Here is a 19,122-nt window from a genome sequence, read left to right on the forward strand (position 1 = left end):
TGACGTTAGACCAGCCAACACATCTGCCAACCCCACTTACAGGTCGTAACGCACCGCCACCCCAAACGTACGCGGCGCACCCGCGTCGATAATGTCGCCGCCACGGTTGTTGGTCACGTATTCCTTGTCGAAAGCATTTTTCACAAAGCCCGACACCGCCACATTCCTGGTGACCTTGTACTCACCGCTGAAGTTGGCCAGCACAGAGTTGTCGCTGCGCCGCTCGCCCGTCACCTTGCCTGCCGTGTCGAACTCATACTCCGACGGCGCCGTGCTCTGGTACGTAACGTCGGTGTTCAAGATCAAATGCTCGTTGAAGCGGTAGATGCCGCCCACCGAGACTTTGTACTTGGGCGAATCTTTCGTTACCAGCCTGGCTATACACACCGGGCGTGCGGGCAAACACGTCGACCAGGCTGCGATTGATCTTTTCGCCGCTGACTTGACCTGCTGAAAAAAATCCCACCCAGGCATTGTTAACATCTTAATCATAAGATTAACATGTTAACCAACACAGCCAGACTCAGGAGATCCGCATGCCCCGCGCCGCCAGCGAAATCGCCACAGGCACCTTGTTCGGCGTTGCCTTGAACTACACCGGTCTGCTGCAAAGCCGACTGGCCGAATTCAACCAACCGCCCTACCAGCAGCCACCGCAAAAACCGGTCCTGTTCATCAAGACCCCCAACACCCGCACCACCGACGGCCAAGCCGTGACCGCCCCCGCCGGCGAGCGCCTGCAACCCGGCCCGGCGCTGGGCGTGGTAATCGGCAAGACCGCCAGCCGCGTCGCCGAGCAGGACGCCCTGGCCCACGTCGCTGGCTACCTGATCGTCAACGAATTCAGCCTGCCCGAAGACAGCTACTACCGCCCCGCCGTCAAAGCCAAGTGCCGCGATGGCTTCTGTGCACTCAGCAGCGAGGTGATCCCCACCCGCGATGTTCCGCACACCCACAACCTGATACTCAAGCTGCTGGTCAACGGCGAAGTGCGCCAGGAAAACAGCACTGCCAATTTCGTGCGCAGCATTCCCCGGCTGATTGCCGAACTCAGCGAATTCATGACCCTGCATGAAGGCGACGTGCTGATCACCGGCACCCCGGAAGGCCGCGTCGATGTAGTGCCCGGCGATGACGTCGTGGTGGAAATCAGCGGCCTCGGTCGCCTGCGCAACTCAATCGTGGCCGAGTGAGGAATCACCGATGAAACACGCACGCATCCGTTATCAGAACCAGATCCACACCGTCACCGTAGAAGCCGACAACGCCGTGCGCCTCGCCGATGGCCGCCTGCTCGCCGAACATCAGGTGCAATGGCTGCCGCCTGCCGAGGGCAGCATGTTCGCCCTGGGCCTGAACTACGCCGACCATGCCGCCGAACTGGCCTTCAACGCGCCCACCGAACCGCTGGCATTCATCAAGTCGCCGGGCACTTACACCGGCCACAACCAAGTGACCTGGCGCCCCGACAACGTCAAGTACATGCACTACGAGTGCGAGTTGGTGGCGGTGATCGGCAAACCGGCACGCAACGTCAAGCGGGCGGACGCGCTGGACTATTTGGCCGGCTACACGGTGTGCAACGACTATGCAATCCGCGACTACCTGGAAAACTACTACCGCCCCAACCTGCGCGTGAAGAACCGCGACTGCACCACCCCAGTCGGCCCGTGGATCGTCGACGCCGCCGACGTGCCCGATCCGTCGCGACTGACCCTGCGCACCTGGATCAATGGCGAGTTGAAGCAGCAAGGCAGCACTGCCGACATGATCTTCGACATCCCCTACCTGATCGAATACTTCTCCAGCTTCATGACCCTGCAACCCGGCGACATGATCGCCACCGGCACGCCCGAAGGCCTGGCCGATGTGGTGCCGGGGGATGAAGTGGTGGTGGAAGTCGAAGGCGTTGGCCGCCTGGTCAATCGCATCGTCAGCGAATCCGAATTCTTTGCCGCGCGCGGCTGAACACAACAACAGAGAGCACAGCATGATCAAGCACTGGATCAACGGCCGCGAAGTCGAGAGCCGCGACACCTTCACCAACTACAACCCGGCCACCGGCGAAGCCCTGGGTGAAGTCGCCAGCGGCGGTGCCGAGGAGATCAACCTGGCCGTCGCGGCGGCCAAGCAGGCCTTCCCCAAGTGGGCCAACACCCCGGCCAAGGAGCGCGCGCGGCTGATGCGCAAGCTCGGCGAGTTGATCGAGCAGAACGTGCCGAACCTGGCCGAACTGGAAACCCTCGACACCGGCCTGCCGATCCACCAGACCAGGAACGTGCTGATCCCGCGTGCCTCGCATAACTTCGATTTCTTCGCCGAAGTCTGCACGCGCATGGACGGCCACAGCTACCCGGTCGACGACCAGATGCTCAACTACACCCTGCGCCAGCCGGTGGGGGTCTGCGCGCTGGTGTCGCCGTGGAACGTACCGTTTATGACCGCCACCTGGAAGACCGCGCCCGCGCTGGCCCTGGGTAACACAGCGGTGCTGAAGATGAGCGAACTGTCGCCGCTGACCGCCAATGAACTCGGGCGCCTGGCACTGGAAGCCGGCATCCCGCCCGGCGTGCTCAACGTCGTTCAGGGTTACGGCGCAACGGCCGGCGATGCGCTGGTACGCCACCCCGATGTGCGCGCGATTTCCTTCACCGGCGGCACTGCCACCGGGCGGCGGATCATGCAGACCGCAGGCTTGAAAAAGTACTCGATGGAACTGGGCGGCAAGAGCCCGGTGCTGATTTTTGACGATGCCGACCTTGATCGCGCCTTGGACGCAGCGCTGTTCACTATCTTCTCGCTGAACGGTGAACGCTGCACCGCCGGCAGCCGCATCTTTATCCAGGAAACCGTCTACGACAGCTTTGTCGCCGAGTTCGCCGCACGCGCCAAGCGCCTGATCGTCGGCGATCCGCAAGACCCGAAGACCCAGGTCGGCTCGATGATCACCCAGGCCCATTACGACAAGGTCACCGGCTATATCAAGATCGGCATCGAAGAAGGCGCCAACCTGCTGGCCGGCGGCCTGGAACGCCCGGCCAATCTGCCGGCGCACTTGTCCAAGGGCCAGTTCATCCAGCCCACCGTGTTTGCCGACGTGGACAACCGCATGCGCATCGCCCAGGAAGAAATCTTCGGCCCGGTGGTGTGCCTGATCAAGTTCAAGGACGAGGCCGAAGCCCTGCGCCTGGCCAACGACACCGAGTACGGCCTGGCCTCCTACATCTGGACCCAGGACATCGGCAAGGCCCATCGCCTGGCCTACGGCATCGAAGCCGGCATGGTGTTCATCAACAGTCAGAACGTGCGCGATTTGCGCCAGCCGTTCGGCGGCGTCAAGGGCTCGGGCACCGGGCGTGAAGGCGGCGAATACAGCTTCGAGGTGTTTACCGAAGCCAAGAACATCTGCATCTCCATGGGCAGCCATCACATTCCGCGCTGGGGGGTGTGAGGATCGACTCGCTATCGTGAGCCTGCCGGGTTTATAAACCGGCAAGGGTCACCGGCCACCTTCGCGCAGACCAATCACAAGAATCCGGGCCCTCGAGGGCCCCGCCAGGAGAACCGTCATGGGCAAGCTTGCTCTAGCCGCCAAGATCACTCACGTGCCGTCGATGTACCTATCGGAACTGCCCGGCCCACGCCAGGGCTTTCGCCAGGCCGCCATCGACGGGCATCGCGAAATCGGCCGACGCTGCCGGGAACTGGGAGTCGATACGCTGGTGGTGTTCGACACCCACTGGCTGGTCAACGCCAACTACCACATCAATTGCGGGCCGCATTTCAAGGGCCTGTACACCAGCAACGAACTGCCGCACTTCATCAGTAACATGGAGTACGAGTTCCCCGGCAACCCGGAGCTGGGCAAAATCCTCGCCGATGAATGCAACCGCCTTGGCGTGGAAACCATGGCCCACCACGCCACCACCCTGGCGCCGGAATACGGCACGCTGGTGCCGATGCGCTACATGAACGCCGACCAGCATTTCAAGGTGATCTCGGTGTCGGCGCTGTGCACCTCGCACTACCTCAACGACAGCGCCCGCCTCGGCTGGGCCATGCGCAAGGCTGTGCAAGAGCACTACGACGGTACCGTGGCGTTCCTTGCCAGCGGTTCACTGTCACACCGTTTTGCCCAGAACGGCCAGGCCCCGGAATTCGCCACCCGGATCTGGAGCCCGTTCCTCGAAACCCTCGACCAGCGTGTGGTGCAGATGTGGCAGGACGCCGAGTGGCCGGAGTTCTGCGGCATGCTCCCGGAGTACGCGGCCAAGGGGCACGGCGAAGGTTTCATGCATGACACCGCGATGCTGTTGGGGGCCATGGGCTGGTCGAACTACGACGCCAAAGTCGAAGTACTGACGCCCTACTTCGCCGCCTCCGGTACCGGCCAGATCAACGCGATTTTCCCGGTGACGCCACAGGACGGCTCGGCCACGCCGCCGGCCAGCGCGTCCAACCCCACTGCCGTGGCCTCCACCAGCCGCCTCTGACAGAGAGACCTGACATGCCCCACTTAGTCCTGCTCTACACCGCCGACCTGGAGCCCTGCGCCGACATCCCGGGCCTGTGCCGGGCACTTGCCGACACCATGCTCGAGCAACACGACGCAAGCGGCAAAGCGGTCTTCCCCAAGGGCGGCACCCGCGTGCTGGCCTACCCCGCCGCCCACAGCGCCGTGGCCGACGGCAACGGCGACTACGGCTTTCTCTACGCCAACCTGCGCATGGGCGCCGGGCGCAGTGCAGCGGTGCACCAACAGGTCGGCGACCAATTGCTGGCGGTGTTGAACGCACACCTGGGCCACCTGCTGCTGCAGCGACCGATCGGCATCACCCTGCAGATCGACGAAAGCCCGGGCCAGGTCTACGACGGCAAACACAGCAGCCTGCACCCGCTGTTCAACCGCTGAATCCTTTTTTGCAGAGAGACCCGTCATGCTCGATTCAACCTTGATCCAACTCGCGGCCGAGCGCCTCGACACGGCCGAACGCACGCGCCAGCAAGTCGCGCAGTTTTCCCTCAGCTACCCCGACATCACCCTCGACGACGCCTACGCCATCCAACGCGCATGGGTAGCACGCAAGATCAGGGACGGGCGCAAGCTGGTCGGCCACAAGATCGGCCTGACCTCCCGCGCCATGCAGGTCTCGTCGAACATCACCGAACCCGACTTCGGCGCCCTGCTCGACGACATGTTCTTCGACGAAGGCACCGACATCCCTTTCGAACGCTTCATCGTGCCGCGGGTGGAAGTCGAACTGGCGTTCATCCTCGGCAAACCCCTCAAGGGCCCGAACGTCACGGTATTCGACGTACTCGATGCCACCGAATGGGTGATCCCGGCGCTGGAAATCATCGACGCGCGCATCCAGCAGGTCGATCCGCAGACCGGCGCCACCCGCAAGGTGTTCGACACCATTTCCGATAACGCCGCCAACGCCGGCGTGGTGATGGGCGGCCGCCCGGTACGCCCCACCGACGTCGACCTGCGGCGGATTCCGGCGGTGCTGTACCGCAACGGCGTGATCGAGGAATCCGGGGTCAGCGCCGCCGTGCTCAATCACCCGGCCAAGGGCGTGGCATGGCTGGCCAACAAGCTCGCGGCCTACGACGTGAGCCTGGAACCGGGGCAGATCATCCTCGGCGGCTCGTTCACGCGGCCGGTGACGGCCAGTCCGGGCGACACCTTCCATGTCGACTACGACCAACTGGGCAGCATTGCCTGCCGCTTTGTCTGAGGGTGTAGTGATGCTGAAAAACACGTTCAAGGCCCGCCTCAAGGCGGGTGAACCGCAGATCGGCCTGTGGCTGGGCCTGGCGGATGCGTACTGCGCGGAACTGGCCGCCAACGCCGGGTTCGACTGGCTGCTGATCGACGGCGAACACGCGCCCAACGACCTGCGCAGCCTGCTCGGCCAGTTGCAGGCAATTGCGCCCTACCCGTCGCAGCCGATCATCCGCCCGGTGCAGGGCGACACAGCATTGATCAAACAAGTGCTGGATATTGGTGTGCAGACCCTGCTGGTGCCGATGGTTGAAAGCGCCGCCCAGGCGCGCGAGCTGGTGCGCGCCATCACCTACCCGCCCCAGGGCATTCGGGGCGTCGGCAGCGCGTTGGCGCGGGCGTCGCGCTGGAACAGCGTGCCGGATTACCTGGACAAGGCCGACGCAGAAATGTGCCTGCTGGTGCAGATCGAAAACACCAAGGGCCTGGCCAACCTCGATGCCATCGCCGCGGTCGACGGCGTAGACGGCGTGTTCATCGGTCCAGCGGACTTGTCGGCAGCCATGGGCCATCGGGGCAACCCTGGCCACCCGGACGTACAAGCGGCGATCGAAGAGGCGATTGCGCGGGTGTGCAAAGCAGGCAAGGCGGTTGGCATTCTGAGTGCCGATGAAAAACTGGCGCGCCGCTACCTGGAATTGGGCGCTACTTTTGTCGCCGTCGGCGTGGATACCACCGTATTGATGCGCGGGCTGCAAACCCTAGCGGGTCGCTTCAAGCAGATTGCTCCCCCTGGACCCGCAGCAGGTGGGGTGTACTGATCCCAGAACACAGGGATCGGCGGGGTCCTCGTTTGCCGAGGTTGGCGCACATCCAACTGTGGGAGCTGGCTTGCCTGCGATAGCGGTGGGTCAGCCAACATTTGTGTCGACTGACACGCCGCCTTCGCGGGCAAGCCCGCTCCCACAGGGGATTGGTGGTGTCCTCGTTTGCCGAGTTGGGCGCACGTCCAAGTGTGGGAGCTGGCTTGCCTGCGATAGCGGTGGGTCAGCCAACATTTGTATCGACTGACACGCCGCCTTCGCGGGCAAGCCCGCTCCCAAAGGGGTATGGTGCACATCCAACTGTGGGAGCTGGCTTGCCTGCGATAGCGGTGGGTCAGTCAGCATTTGTGTCGACTAACAGGCCGCCTTCGCCAGTTGCGGATGCGGCAACACCATCGAATACACGCCTTGGTGATACAGCAGCGGCGCCCGGCCAAAGTCGTCGAAGCGCACGACCTTGCCGATCATGATCCAGTGGTCCCCGCCATCCACCTGCTGGTACTTCTCACAATGAAAGTGCGCGGCACAATCGGCGAACACCGGCGCCCCTCCTTCACCGCGTTCATGGTCAACCCCGGCAAACCGGTCTTCCCGGGGCCGCGCAAAATTGTTCGACAGGTCGATCTGGTTGGCCGCCAGGATGTTCACCGCAAAATGGCTCGCCTGCTCGAACACCGCGTGGCTGCTGGAACGTTTGTCGATGCTCCACAACACCAGCGGCGGGTCCAGCGATACCGAGTTGAAACTGTTGGCCGTGACCCCGACCTGCTGGCCGTTCTCAGTCGCGGCGGTGACCACCGTGACACCCGTGGCAAAGTTGCCCAGGGCGCGGCGAAAGGCGCGTGAATCGAATTCAGTAGACATGCAAGACTCCTCGCGCCGCAGCCGTGCCGCAGCGCTGATTATTATGATTGAACGCCGGCTCAGACCATCGTGGGATCGGGCTCAAGCCCCATCAGCTCGCGCCCGAGAATCTGCGCGCACACGTCGTAGTCGGTGTAGGCATGCGCCCCGGTCATATGGGCGTCGCGCCACAACCGTTGCAGCTCGTTGCTCTCCATCCACGCCCCGCCGCCGGCGGCTTCAAACAAGCGGTCCACGGCCTGGATGCACATCTTCACGGCGTACGCCTGGTTGGTGCGCCAGAACGCCAGGGTTTGTTTCGACGGGTACGCATGGCGGGCGCCATGCTCGGCGTGTTCCTGCCAGGTTTTTTCCAGGAATGCGCGAGCGGCGGCGACCTGGTGGGTCGACTCGGCCAGGCGCATCAGCGCCGGGGTGGCCGCGCCGACCTGGGCGCCGGTGTAGGCGCGCACGCGGTGGCGCGTCTTGTCGCGAAAGGCTTCGAGCATCCGCTCGGCAACGCCAAGGCTCACCGTCGAGAAACCACTGGCGAAATACGGCCGATAGGGCGTGAAGTAAATCTCGCTGTCGGGGTACAAGCCAAACCCGGCGGATTTGCCTTCCATCATGTCCTTGGCTTTCTGGATGCGGTAGTTGGGCACAAACACCTTATCGACGCTCAAGGTCTTGGTGCCGCTGCCGCGCATGCCCACGGCGAACCAGTCGTCGAGGATCTGATAATCACTGCGCGGCAACACCGCAAAGCAATAATCCTGGCCGCCCTCAGGGTTGTGTCGGCGACAGCCCAGGATCGCCCACTCGGCGTGATCACTGCCGCTGCTCCAGCCCATCTGCCCACTGAAGAGCACACCACCGTCGACCTCCTCGACCTGGCCGAACGGCGCAATACTGCTGCTGGCCGTCGCATCGGGGTTCTCCCGCCACAGCTCGTCCTGCAACTGCTTGGAAAACATCGCCAGTTGATGACTATGGGTGCACAGCAGACTCATCGCCCACGCCGTGCTCGCACACGCGCCGGCCAACAGCGCAATGCAGTCGCAGAACGCCGGCAATGACATTTCCAGGCCGCCGTAGGCCTTGGGTTGAAACGCACGGTGCAGGCCAAGGCTTTTAAGCAAGGCGATATTGGCCGCTGGCACTTTCCGTTCGGTTTCGGCCTGGGCGGCATTCGCGGCAATGCTCGGCAGGATCGCCTTGAGGTCTTCCAGCAGGGAGTTGGAGGGTTGCATCGGGACACCTGTTTTTATTGGAGTTGGTGGCCAGTATTGCGAGCGCGGGCGTGGGGCGAAATGGACGTTTCGCGGGGACTGTTGCACTTTTCATAGGCCCGCTACGCCAGCATCGGCGTCACTTCAGATTTTTGACACTGGCAAACGTCGACTCCCCTCGCGCCTGCTCCAACACATTCATCGGTGCCGGTGCGGGGCGCAGTTGAATCATCGGTTTCAACACCTGCGAGCGCTCACCGTCGGTGACCGAGCGCTCATCACTGGGCGGCACGCCAAAGTACTCGCGGTAGCATTTGGAGAAGTGCGGGGTGGACACAAAGCCACAGAGCACCGCCAACTCGACAATGGAAATGGGCGTCTGCTTGAGCAACTGCCGCGCACGGATCAGCCGCAGCCGCAGGTAATAGCGCGACGGCGAACAATGCAGGTACTTCTGGAACATCCGCTCAAGCTGGCGACGCGACAGCGCGACGTAAGCGGCCAGCTCATCGAGGTTGATCGGCTCTTCGAGGTTGGCTTCCATCAGCGCGACAATTTCCTGCAACTTCGGTTGCTGGGTGCCGAGCATGTGCTTGAGTGGCACGCGCTGGTGGTCCTGCTCGTTGCGGATGCGTTCGTACACGAACATGTCCGAAATCGCCGCCGACAACTCATGCCCGTGATCGCGGCCGATCAGGTGCAACATCATGTCCAGGGGCGCCGTCCCCCCCGAGCTGGTGAGACGCTCACGGTCGAGGGTGAACAGGCTGGAACTGACGCTCACCCGTGGAAACGCTTCCTGCATGGCCGCCAACCATTCCCAGTGCACGCTGCATTCGTGCCCATCGAGCAAGCCGGCCCGCGCCAGCACCCAACTGCCGGTGCAGATGCCGCCCAGGCGCTTGGAATAGCGTGCCTGGCCGCGCAGCCATTTGAGCAGTTCGCCGGTCACGGTGCCTTGGATACCAATGCCGCCGCATACGATCACGCTGTCAGCGGAAGGCACGCTGACAATCGAGCCGTCCGGGGTGACGGGCACGCCGTCGCTGGCCCAGACCGGGTGGCCGTCGAGGCTCGCGGTGTGCCAGCGGTACAGCTCCTTTCCCGCCAATTGGTTGGCCATGCGCAACGGTTCCAAGGCGGACGCCAGCGAGATCAGCGTGAACTGGTCCAGCAGCAAGAACACAATGCTGTTGACCGCCCGGGTGGTCATGGTTGGGTGGCTGCGGCTACGGGCAATTGCGCGGGTCCGGGATGTCGTGCGGTGATCAGGCCGATGAATGAAATCAACAACGCCAGGCCGAGGGTCGACGACACCTCGAAGCGGTGCTCCGGCGTCACCAGCATCACCGTCAACGCGCCGCAAATGAACGCAATCACCAGCCACGTCAGCCAGGGAAACAGCCACATCTTGAACGTCAGCGGCACGTTACGCCGCTGCAGGATCTTGCGCATGCGCAGTTGCGAAATCGCGATCACCAAGTACACCAGCAAGGCAATGGCGCCCGAACTCGCCAGCAAAAACTGGAACAACCCGGCCGGCATGAAATAGCTGAGCAGCGTCACCCCCGCGCCCAGCACAGTACTGGCCAGCACCGCGGCCCGGGGCACGCTGGCCGCCGAGGTCTTTTTCATCAGCGCGGGAGCATCGCCGCGCTTGCCCAGGGAAAACAGCATGCGCGACGCAATGTAGATCGATGAGTTCATGCAACTGGCCACGGCGATCAGTACCACCACATCCACCAGCAGCTTGGCGTGGGGAATGTTCATCAGTTCCAGTGCGCGCTGGTAGGAGCCGACCGACGCCAGCAACGGGTCATCCCAGGGCACCACGGAGATCACCACAAAAATCGATAACACATAGAACACACCGATACGCCACATCACCGAACGGGTCGCGCGGGCGATGTTCTGCGCCGGGTTGCTGGACTCCGCGGCCGCGATGGTCACCGCTTCGGTGCCGATGAAGCTGAACATGATGGTAATGAACGCGCCGACCACCGCCGACAGTCCATTCGGCGCGAACCCACCGTGTTCCTCCATCAAGCGGCCGAGCCCGCTGGCCTCGCGCTCGGGGATCCAGCCCATCAGCACGGCAAACCCCAGGCCAATAAAGCCGATGATCGCCACCACCTTGGCCATGGCGAACCAGAACTCGAATTCGCCGTACTTGGACACGCTGAACAGATTGGTGACCACCAACAAAAAGATCGACAGCAAGGCAAAGAGCCAAGCGTCGATCTGCGGGAACCATTGGTTGAGGATATGCCCGGCGGCCAGGGCTTCGATGGGGATCACCAGCACCCAGAACCACCAGTACAGCCAGCCGATGGTGAAGCCGGCCCAGCGCCCGATGGCCTGGTCCGCATAGGTCGAGAACGAACCGGTGTCTGGGTTGGCCACCGCCATCTCGCCAAGCATGCGCATGACCAGCACCACCAGCAACCCGGAAAACAGATAGGCCAGCATCACGGCCGGGCCCGCCGCTGCAATCGCGTGCCCGGAGCCGACAAACAGCCCTGCGCCGATAATCCCTGCGATAGACAACATGGTGACATGGCGCGGCTTGAAGCCTTGCGCCAATTGACCGTTCAAATCCTTGGAACTCAGGCTATTCATCGTTGTTTTTATTCTCGGTGATCGACGTTGAGGCGTACTGACTGATCAGTCAGGCGATCATCATCTCTTAATGATGAGTCACCTTACGCGGGCCGGCTTGCGCGAAAATAGCCTGAGGGCGGCACGAATGTGCCTGATATCGACATTCGTGGTTGACGCTGGCCTCAAAAATCCACGCTGGCCGACAGCTGCAACGTGCGCGGATAACCCGGCGAGAAAGCGCCGTACGACGCCACCCCCGACCAGTATTCACGATCAAACACGTTCTGCACCGTGGCGCGGAAGGTGGTAGGCCGCCCTTCGATCTTGGTCGCGTAGCGCGCGCCCATGTCGATGCGCGTCCACGCATCCAACTGCTGGGTATTGGCCTGGTCGACGTACTGGCGGTCGGTATAGATCGCGCCGCCGGTAAGGGTGAAACCTTCCAGCCCCGGCGTGTCCCACTCAGCCCAGAGGTTGGCCTGGATGTCCGGCACGCCCACGGGTTTGTTGCCACGGTTGGCGGCGGTGGCGGATTTGGTCAGCTCGCCATCGAGGAAGGTCACACCGCCCATCAGGCGCGTGCCGGGCGCCACTTCGCCATACAGGCTCAGTTCGACACCACGGTTGCGCTGCTCGGCCTGTACCGAAAACACATTGCCGGCACCGACTTCGCCGCTGGGCTTTTCAATCTGGAACAACGCCACGCTGGTCATGAAGCTGCCGTGTTCATACTTCACGCCCAGTTCGTGTTGCTTGGACTCGTAGGGCGCAAAGGTCTCGCCGGCATTGCTCGCCGTACCGGGTGCGGCATCGCCTTTGCTCAGGCCTTCGACGTAGTTGTAGTAGAGCGACACGTCATCCCAGGGCTTGACCACCACGCCGAGCAGCGGCGTATTGGCGCTGGCGTCATACCGCGCACTGACCCCGCCGGTGCTGTTGTAGTTGCGCGATTCGATGGCTTGGTGACGCATGCCCAGGGTCAGTTGGAGGCGGTCTTCGAACAGGCCCAGGGTGTCGGTCAACGCCACGCCGGACAGCTCGGTTTCGGAAATACGCAGCACCTTCGGCGTGTTGATGTACTGCTGGGGCGTGTCCACCGGGTGATAGATGTTGGAGTAAATGTCCTTGCCGTTGATGATGCCCCGCGACAGCTCATCCCTATAACGGCTCGCCATCAGTGTGGTGGTATGCGTCACCGGGCCGGTGGCAAAGAGGCTGCGCAGGCCGATGTCGGCCGTCGAACGGTCGACGTTGAATTTGTAATAGCCCGGCGTGTTTTTGGTGTCACCGGCGTCATTGAGGATGCGCGGCACCTGGTCGGACAGGCGCTTCACATCCGAACGCCCGCCACCGGCGTGGGCGAACACCGTCAGGTTGTCGTTCAGGTCATATTCGCCGCCGAGCAGCAACGATTGCTCCTTGGTGTCCGACCAGCCCCACTTCTGCGGCAGGCTGGTGCGGCCATTCGGCGCGGACGGCACCTGCACGCCCGGTTGAATGGTGAACGGACGCGAGGCGCCCTCCCAGCTTTCCTTCTGGCTCAGGTAGTCGAGGTTCAGGCGCAGGCGCTCGCCGCGATAATCCAAGGCAATCGCGCCGATGCCCACGTCGCGATGCTGGTTGTCCACGGCCGTGTCGCCGCCTTGCAGGCTGCCGTTGAAGCGCACGCCAAACTGGTTTTCAGCGCCGAAACGGCGGCTCAGGTCGAGGTGGCCGCCAACCTGGCTGTCCGACGCATAACTGCCGGTAAAGCGCGTCAGGTCCTCGTCCAGCGGACGTTTGGGCACGATATTGATCACCCCGCCGACGCCGCTGTTGGGCGAGATGCCGTACACCAGCGCCCCCGGCCCCTTGAGCACTTCGATGCGCTCGGCGTACTCGGTAAATGCGCGGTAGTTGGGCGCTACGCCGTAGACGCCGTCATAGGCCAGCTCGCCGAGGTTGCCCTCGCCAATCGCGAAACCACGGATGAAAAACGAGTCGACGATGCCGCCGTTCTGCCCGGTGGAACGCACCGAAGGGTCGCGCTCCAGTGCGTCGGCGACGGTCACGGTTTGCAGGTCGGCAAGGGTCTTGGCGGTGTAGCTGGTGACGCTGAACGGGGCGTCCATCACGTCCTTGTTGCCCAGCATGCCCAGGCGCGCGCCCCGCGCCACCTGGCCGCCGGCGAGCACCTCGGGCAAGGCGCTGGGGCCGTTGTACACGGCGTTGACGTTCGTCGCGTCAAGGGTCAGGCTCTGCGCGCTGTCGTCGCTCGGCTCGGCGGTGGCGGCCCAGGCGTTGCTGCTGGCGGCGGCCAACAACAGGGCGGTACGAATGGCGAATGTTAACCGGCTGGCAACGGGCATGACGGTGGGGTCCTTGCATCGAGAGAAGATGAGAATTACTCCTGATGCCAGCCAACCGACGAAAAAGTATCAGCCCCCCGCCGTTTTTTTTACAACGAGATTGATCCATGCCACCGACCCGCATCCTGATTTCCCTGCTGTTCGCGATCCAGCTCGTGTCGATGGGCGCGATGGAAATGAGCGGCCCGTTCTGGCCAGTGCACTTGCGTGGGCTGACCGACTCCGATGCGTTGTTCAGCTTCGCCAGCATCGCCGTGTATGTCGGGCCGATGCTCGGCATCCTGCTGACCAGCGCGTTCTGGGGGCGCGTCGGTGATCGTCATGGCCACAAGCTGATGATGATCCGCGCCCTGATCGGCCTGACCCTGACCCAACTGGCGCTGGCCTTGATCAGCGACATCTGGGCGATCCTGCTGCTGCGCTTTGTGCAGGGCGCGTGCGCCGGGTATATCGCCCCGGCCCAGGCGTATGGCGTAAGTATCGAGGCGCCGGCCCGGCGCGCGCGGTTGTTTGCGCTGTTGCAGATCTCCACCAACGTCGGCTCGCTGCTCGGTGCGGTGGTCGGCGGCTTGATCCTCGATCACGCGACGTTTTTCTGGATCAACCTCAGCGCCTCGGCACTCTGCGCGGTGTGCACGCTGGTTGCGGCGCTGAGCCTGCCGGACGTGCCGCCGCAGAAGAAACCCGTGAGCGCGTCGAGCGCCGTGGTATGGCGCGGTTCGGCGCTGCTGCCGCTGCTGGTGGTGATGGGCATTCTGCTGCTGGCGCGGATGCTGCCGCAGACCTCGTTCGCGCTGTATGTGAGCAGCACATTCAACGTCAGCAACGCCTGGGTCGGCCTGTGCTACGGCCTGCTGGCATTGGGTTTCATCCTGAGCGCAACGACATGGGCGCGGCATTTCGAAGGGCGTGACCAAGGCGAATCCCTGCGGCGCATTGCCTGGGTGGTACTCGCGTGCATTGCGCTCACCGGCATCGCCGGCATCACCCGCAACCCGCTGGTGTTCGCCCTCGGTTACCTGGTGTGGGGCGTGTTGCTCGGGGCGACCACGCCGGTGCTGATGGCGTTGATTTCAAAGAGCGCCGACAGCTCAAGCCAGGGCCACGTGCTGGGGATCGCCCAGGGCACTGCGCAATTCGCCTCGATTGCCGGTATCGCCATCGGTGGCCTGCTCAGCCAGGTGTATGGCCTGGCGTATACCTACCTGTTCGTCTGCGCGGCGTATGGGCTGGCACTGCTTGCTATTCTCGCGTTGCGTTCACGCCGGGTTGTCCCTTAGCATTGGGAATACTTCTCAATTGCACGGATGTGCGCCATGAGCGAAATCCTCGACGCCGATCACAACCACCACCTGCGCGCAATCGAGGCGCTGTACAGCGGGCATCACGGCTGGCTGTACGCCACGCTCAAACGCAAACTCGGCAACGCCATGGATGCGGCCGACCTGGCCCAGGACACCTTCACCCGGATCCTCGCCTCCCAGGTCACGGTGATCGACCAGCCACGTGCCTACCTGACCTGCGTGGCCAGGGGCATCCTGGTCAATTGGTATCAGCGCAAGGCGTTGGAACGGGCTTATCTGGAAGCCCTCGCCAGCGCGCCGCTACAGCAAGCACCGTCGGCGGAAACCCACTTCATGGTGCTGGAAACCCTGCACGAAATCGACGCGATGCTCGACGCGCTGCCGCCACTGGTCAAGCGCGCGTTCCTGCTGTCGCAGCTCAGCGGCCTCAAGTACGACGCGATTGCCGAGCAACTGGGCGTGTCGCTGATCACCGTCAAACGCTACATGAAACAGGCGTTTGTGCAGTGCCTGATGCTGGTGGAATAAGCCCATGCTCAGCCTGCGCAAACAGCCACCGCTCGCCGCCGATGTCCTCGAAGAGGCCGCCGAATGGCTGATGCGCCTGAGCGAAAACGACCTCAGCGCCAGCGAACGCGCCGAGTGGGAACGCTGGAAAACCAGCAGCCCCGAACGTGATCGCGCCTGGGCCCGGGCGCAGTTGCTGCAAAGCAAGCTCGGCGGGCTGCCGCCGGCCCTGGCGATGTCGGCGCTGGATCGTCCAAGCCACCCGGAACGCCGCGCGGCGCTGGGCAAGCTCGCGTTGTTGCTGGCGGTGATGCCGGTCGGCTGGGGCAGTTGGAAACTTGCGCAATCCCAGCAATGGACCGCCGACTACCGCACCCACGTCGGCGAACGCCGTGAACTGGTGCTGGCCGATGGTTCGCGTATCACGCTCAACACCGATACGGCCATCGATGTGCGTTTTGACAGCCAGCAGCGTCTGGTGCACTTGCGCGAGGGTGAGATGCTGGTGCAGACCGCTGCGGATACCTCGCGCCCATTCCTGGTCAGCACCCGCCAGGGCCGCATGCAGGCCCTGGGCACGCGCTTCACCGTGCGCGAACTGAGCCCGCTCACCCACCTGGCGGTGCTCGAAGGCGCGGTCAAGGTGATGCTGGCCGAGAACAACCAGAGCACACCGCTGATCGTCAACGCCGGGCAGCGCATGGACTTTTCTGCGCAGACCTTTGGTGGGGTGGCGGCTACCGACCGTAATGTGGGGGCCTGGACCCAGGGCATGTTGATGGCTGACAGGATGCGCCTGGCGGATTTCGTTGCCGAACTGGCGCGTTATCGGCGTGGTTTTGTGCGTTGTGATCCTGCGATTGCTGATTTGCGTATCTCTGGGGCGTTTCCCATCAGTGATACACAGCGCACGTTGAACATGCTGGTGCAGACATATCCGGTGGTTGTCAGTGGGCATTTGAGTGGGTATTGGCTCACGTTGTCGGCGGCTTAGGGTTCCGCTCTTACAGCGGGTCACTTTTGGAAAGAGCCCGAAAGTAACCAACAGGTCCTCGCCCCAACACTCGGCGCCTCGCCTGGGCTCGGTGTGCCTAAGATCAAAAGCCAGAGCAAGAGCAAACCACAGTTCCATCTGATACATGGCGATCCAAATGTGGGAGCGGGCTTGCTCGCGAATGCGGTGGATCAGCCGATGAATGAGTTGGCGGACACGCCGCATTCGCGAGCAAGCCCGCTCCCACAGTTTTGACCCCGTTCAACCCGCCCGAATGGATACGTACACCAAAAATAAACCCCTGCCACCCTGATACTTTTCCCAATCTCAACTGGCAAACACATCAAACCCCACTCCAACCCACAGGCCCCCCATCCATGCTCGTGATCCGCAGCGCACTGCTCAGCCTGGCCCTCACCAGCGCCGCCATGGCTGCGCAGTTGGATGGGGTGACAATGCGTGCCTACCAGATCACCCCCGGCCCCCTCGGCGCCACACTGTCGAACTTCGCCGTGGACGCCGGCATCGCGCTGTCGTTCCTGCCGGCGCTCACCGACGGACTGACCAGCCCCGGCCTGTCCGGCACCTATTCGACCGAGGAGGCCGTCACCCGCCTGCTCGCCGGCAGCGGCCTGGAAATGGTCTTGCGCGCAGACGGCAGCTACACCCTGGCACTACGCCGGGTCACCCTGTCGGAAACCACCGTCAGCGGCACGGCACAACGCAGCGACAGCCTGCCGCCAGCCTATTCCGGCGGCCAGGTCGCGGTCGGCGGGCGCCTGGGCATGCTCGGCAACCGCGACGTAATGGACGCGCCCTTCAGCGTCAGCACCTACACCGCGTCGCTGATCAAGGACCAGCAGGCCACCACCGTCGGCGATCTGCTGGAACGCGACTCTTCGGTGCGCTCCACCGGGCAGACCGGCGGCATTGTCGATTCGTTTTTCATCCGCGGCTTCCCGGTGGGCGAAGGCAACCTCGGCGAACTGGCCTTCGACGGCGTCTACGGCGTGGCCTCCAACTATCGCGTGTTTACCGAGTACGCCGAGCGCATCGAAGTGGTCAAGGGCCCCGGCGCCCTGCTCTACGGCATGTCGCCCAACAGTGCGGTGGGCGGCGTGATCAATGTGGTGCCCAAGCGCTCCCTCGACGAAGACCTGACCCGCTACACCGCCAGCTACACGCAGGACGCCCACATCGGCAACCGCATCGACATCAGCCGCCGCTTCGGTGACGAGCGCCGCTTCGGCCTGCGCCTGAACGGCGGCGTGCAGCAGGGCAACACGGTGATCGACGCGCAATCACGCGAAGTCGGCATCGGTGCGCTGTCCCTGGATTACCAGGGCGAGCGCCTGCGCGGCAGCCTGGACCTGATCTCCCAGGAAGAAGAGTTCGACGCCGCTTCCCGACCGTTCCTGATCACCCCCGGCGTGAACATTCCCAACGCGGCCAACGGCCGCACCAATGTCAGCCAGGACTGGGGCTGGTCCCGCACCCGCGACAAATCCGCGTTGCTCAGCGGCGAATATGACCTCAACGATGCCCTCACTCTGTTCGCCCACGCCGGCGGCGGCAAATCCGCCGTGGCGCGTATGTCCGACCAGACGCCGAAGATCATCAACGCCGCCGGCGACACCGATTCCACACCCGGTTACTACCGCTTCGAAGTCCAGCGCTACACCGTGGACGCCGGTGCCCGCGTACGCTTCGACACCGGGCCGGTCAGCCACACCAGCGTGGTGCAGGCCAGCCGTTATCGCGACGAGCTGTCACGCGGGATCATTTCCGGCGCCTCGGTGCTGTCGAATATCTATCACCCCACCGACCGCCCCAAGCCGTCGATCCCCAAGCCGGACGCGCCGAAAGTCTCGGCCACCGAGCTGACCGGCGTGGCCATCGCCGACACCTTGTCGATATTGGACCAGCGCGTGCAGGTCACCGTCGGCCTGCGCCAACAGCGCATCCAATCGAACAACTACAACACCGCGGGCGCAGTCACCAGCGCCTACGACGATGGCAAGACCACGCCGCTGTTCGGCGCCGTGCTCAAGCCGTGGGATCACGTGGCGTTCTACTACAACTACCTCGAAGGCCTGAGCAAGGGCGATGTGGCGCCGTCCAACGCGGCGAACGCCGGTGAGATCTTTGCGCCTTACGTGTCCACGCAGCATGAGGTCGGGGTCAAGCTCGACTACGGCACCTTCATGTCGACCCTGGCGCTGTTCCAGATCGACAAACCCAGCGGCGAACTGGCCGCCGGGCGCTTTTCGGTGCAGGGCGAACAGCGCAACCGTGGCCTGGAATTGAGCGTGTTTGGCGAAGTCGCCCAGGGCGCGCGCCTGCTCGGTGGCGTGACCCTGCTGGACGCGCAATTGACCCGCAGCGGCATCGCCGCCAACCGTGGCAATACCCCGGTCGGCGTGCCCGAGGTGCAGGCCAACCTGTGGGCCGAATGGGACACGCCGACAGTCGAGGGGCTGACGTTGACCGGCGGCGCGATCTACACCGCCAGCCAGTACGTCGACCAGGCCAACACCCAGCGCCTCGATCCCTGGACCCGCATCGATGTCGGCGTACGCTACAGCACGCGCATCGCCGAGCGACCGACCACATTCCGCGCCACGCTGCAGAACCTGTTCGACCGCCAGTACTGGTCCGGCGTGGCCTCCTACGGCGCGTTCTCCCAGGCCTCGCCACGCACCCTCCTCCTCTCGGCCACGGTCGATTTCTGATACCTGCAAGGG

15 protein-coding genes and 2 pseudogenes are annotated in these 19,122 nt (G+C 63.5%); 11 read left to right on the forward strand and 6 right to left on the reverse strand.

The features are described from left to right. Nucleotides 1-36 precede the first annotated feature (36 nt). A pseudogene (locus LIY36_RS14075) lies at nucleotides 37-357 on the reverse strand (energy transducer TonB); the annotation flags it as partial. A 179-nt stretch (nucleotides 358-536) separates the two neighbouring features. On the opposite strand from LIY36_RS14075, the gene LIY36_RS14080 reads away from it, so the two are divergent. The 7 genes from LIY36_RS14080 (at nucleotide 537) to hpaI (ending at nucleotide 6,549) form a co-directional block, all read left to right on the forward strand. Beyond that, on the forward strand, nucleotides 537-1,193 hold the full coding sequence (locus LIY36_RS14080; protein ID WP_226456015.1) for a fumarylacetoacetate hydrolase family protein: 657 nt from the start codon (nucleotides 537-539) through the stop codon (nucleotides 1,191-1,193). 10 nt (nucleotides 1,194-1,203) lie between these two features. Next, nucleotides 1,204-1,968 carry a fumarylacetoacetate hydrolase family protein gene (locus LIY36_RS14085; RefSeq protein ID WP_192300420.1) on the forward strand — a complete coding sequence of 255 codons (765 nt, stop codon included), beginning with the start codon at nucleotides 1,204-1,206 and terminating at the stop codon, nucleotides 1,966-1,968. Between the two features lie 22 nt (nucleotides 1,969-1,990). Next, nucleotides 1,991-3,451, forward strand: a complete 1,461-nt coding sequence (gene hpaE / locus LIY36_RS14090) for a 5-carboxymethyl-2-hydroxymuconate semialdehyde dehydrogenase (protein ID WP_226456016.1) — start codon at nucleotides 1,991-1,993, stop codon at nucleotides 3,449-3,451. 118 nt (nucleotides 3,452-3,569) lie between these two features. Then, entirely contained in the window at nucleotides 3,570-4,493 is a 924-nt protein-coding gene (gene hpaD, locus LIY36_RS14095; protein WP_226456017.1) for a 3,4-dihydroxyphenylacetate 2,3-dioxygenase, read from the forward strand. Between the two features lie 14 nt (nucleotides 4,494-4,507). Beyond that, nucleotides 4,508-4,912 carry a 5-carboxymethyl-2-hydroxymuconate Delta-isomerase gene (locus LIY36_RS14100; RefSeq protein ID WP_226456018.1) on the forward strand — a complete coding sequence of 135 codons (405 nt, stop codon included), beginning with the start codon at nucleotides 4,508-4,510 and terminating at the stop codon, nucleotides 4,910-4,912. A 25-nt stretch (nucleotides 4,913-4,937) separates the two neighbouring features. Beyond that, nucleotides 4,938-5,741, forward strand: coding sequence for a 2-oxo-hept-4-ene-1,7-dioate hydratase (hpaH, locus tag LIY36_RS14105; protein ID WP_226456019.1), 804 nt, complete (start codon nucleotides 4,938-4,940; stop codon nucleotides 5,739-5,741). 10 nt (nucleotides 5,742-5,751) lie between these two features. Next, nucleotides 5,752-6,549 (forward strand): 4-hydroxy-2-oxoheptanedioate aldolase, encoded by a 798-nt coding sequence (gene hpaI, locus LIY36_RS14110; RefSeq protein ID WP_226456020.1) that lies wholly within the window; start codon nucleotides 5,752-5,754, stop codon nucleotides 6,547-6,549. A 369-nt stretch (nucleotides 6,550-6,918) separates the two neighbouring features. Here hpaI and LIY36_RS14115 read toward each other — a convergent pair. The 5 genes and pseudogenes from LIY36_RS14115 to LIY36_RS14135 all read right to left on the reverse strand — a co-directional run. Beyond that, a pseudogene (locus LIY36_RS14115) lies at nucleotides 6,919-7,416 on the reverse strand (flavin reductase family protein); the annotation flags it as partial. Between the two features lie 59 nt (nucleotides 7,417-7,475). Further along, nucleotides 7,476-8,645 carry a p-hydroxyphenylacetate 3-hydroxylase oxygenase component gene (locus LIY36_RS14120; protein WP_226456021.1) on the reverse strand — a complete coding sequence of 390 codons (1,170 nt, stop codon included), beginning with the start codon at nucleotides 8,643-8,645 and terminating at the stop codon, nucleotides 7,476-7,478. 118 nt (nucleotides 8,646-8,763) lie between these two features. Continuing rightward, complete coding sequence (locus LIY36_RS14125) at nucleotides 8,764-9,837, reverse strand: GlxA family transcriptional regulator (protein ID WP_226456022.1); 1,074 nt, start codon at nucleotides 9,835-9,837, stop codon at nucleotides 8,764-8,766. Continuing rightward, a complete protein-coding gene (gene gabP / locus LIY36_RS14130) occupies nucleotides 9,834-11,243 on the reverse strand; it encodes a GABA permease (RefSeq protein ID WP_192300411.1) in 1,410 nt (469 codons plus the stop codon). Before gabP ends, LIY36_RS14125 begins: the two co-directional genes overlap by 4 nt. A gap of 164 nt (nucleotides 11,244-11,407) precedes the next feature. Next, the gene (locus tag LIY36_RS14135) at nucleotides 11,408-13,573 is read right to left on the reverse strand and encodes a TonB-dependent receptor (RefSeq protein ID WP_192300410.1); all 2,166 of its coding nucleotides are present in this window, start codon (nucleotides 13,571-13,573) and stop codon (nucleotides 11,408-11,410) included. A 107-nt stretch (nucleotides 13,574-13,680) separates the two neighbouring features. On the opposite strand from LIY36_RS14135, the gene LIY36_RS14140 reads away from it, so the two are divergent. From LIY36_RS14140 to LIY36_RS14155, 4 genes are all read left to right on the forward strand, one after another. After that, complete coding sequence (locus LIY36_RS14140; protein WP_226456023.1) at nucleotides 13,681-14,853, forward strand: MFS transporter; 1,173 nt, start codon at nucleotides 13,681-13,683, stop codon at nucleotides 14,851-14,853. Between the two features lie 36 nt (nucleotides 14,854-14,889). Then, nucleotides 14,890-15,405, forward strand: a complete 516-nt coding sequence (locus LIY36_RS14145; RefSeq protein ID WP_192300408.1) for a sigma-70 family RNA polymerase sigma factor — start codon at nucleotides 14,890-14,892, stop codon at nucleotides 15,403-15,405. Nucleotides 15,406-15,409: 4 nt separating this feature from the next. Beyond that, the gene (locus tag LIY36_RS14150; protein ID WP_226456024.1) at nucleotides 15,410-16,378 is read left to right on the forward strand and encodes a FecR domain-containing protein; all 969 of its coding nucleotides are present in this window, start codon (nucleotides 15,410-15,412) and stop codon (nucleotides 16,376-16,378) included. Between the two features lie 377 nt (nucleotides 16,379-16,755). Beyond that, on the forward strand, nucleotides 16,756-19,110 hold the full coding sequence (locus LIY36_RS14155) for a TonB-dependent receptor (RefSeq protein ID WP_226456025.1): 2,355 nt from the start codon (nucleotides 16,756-16,758) through the stop codon (nucleotides 19,108-19,110). The last annotated feature ends 12 nt before the right edge of the window (nucleotides 19,111-19,122 follow it).

The organism is Pseudomonas sp. AF03-9 (assembly GCF_020515815.1).
In the GTDB taxonomy this organism is placed as follows: Bacteria; Pseudomonadota; Gammaproteobacteria; order Pseudomonadales; family Pseudomonadaceae; genus Aquipseudomonas.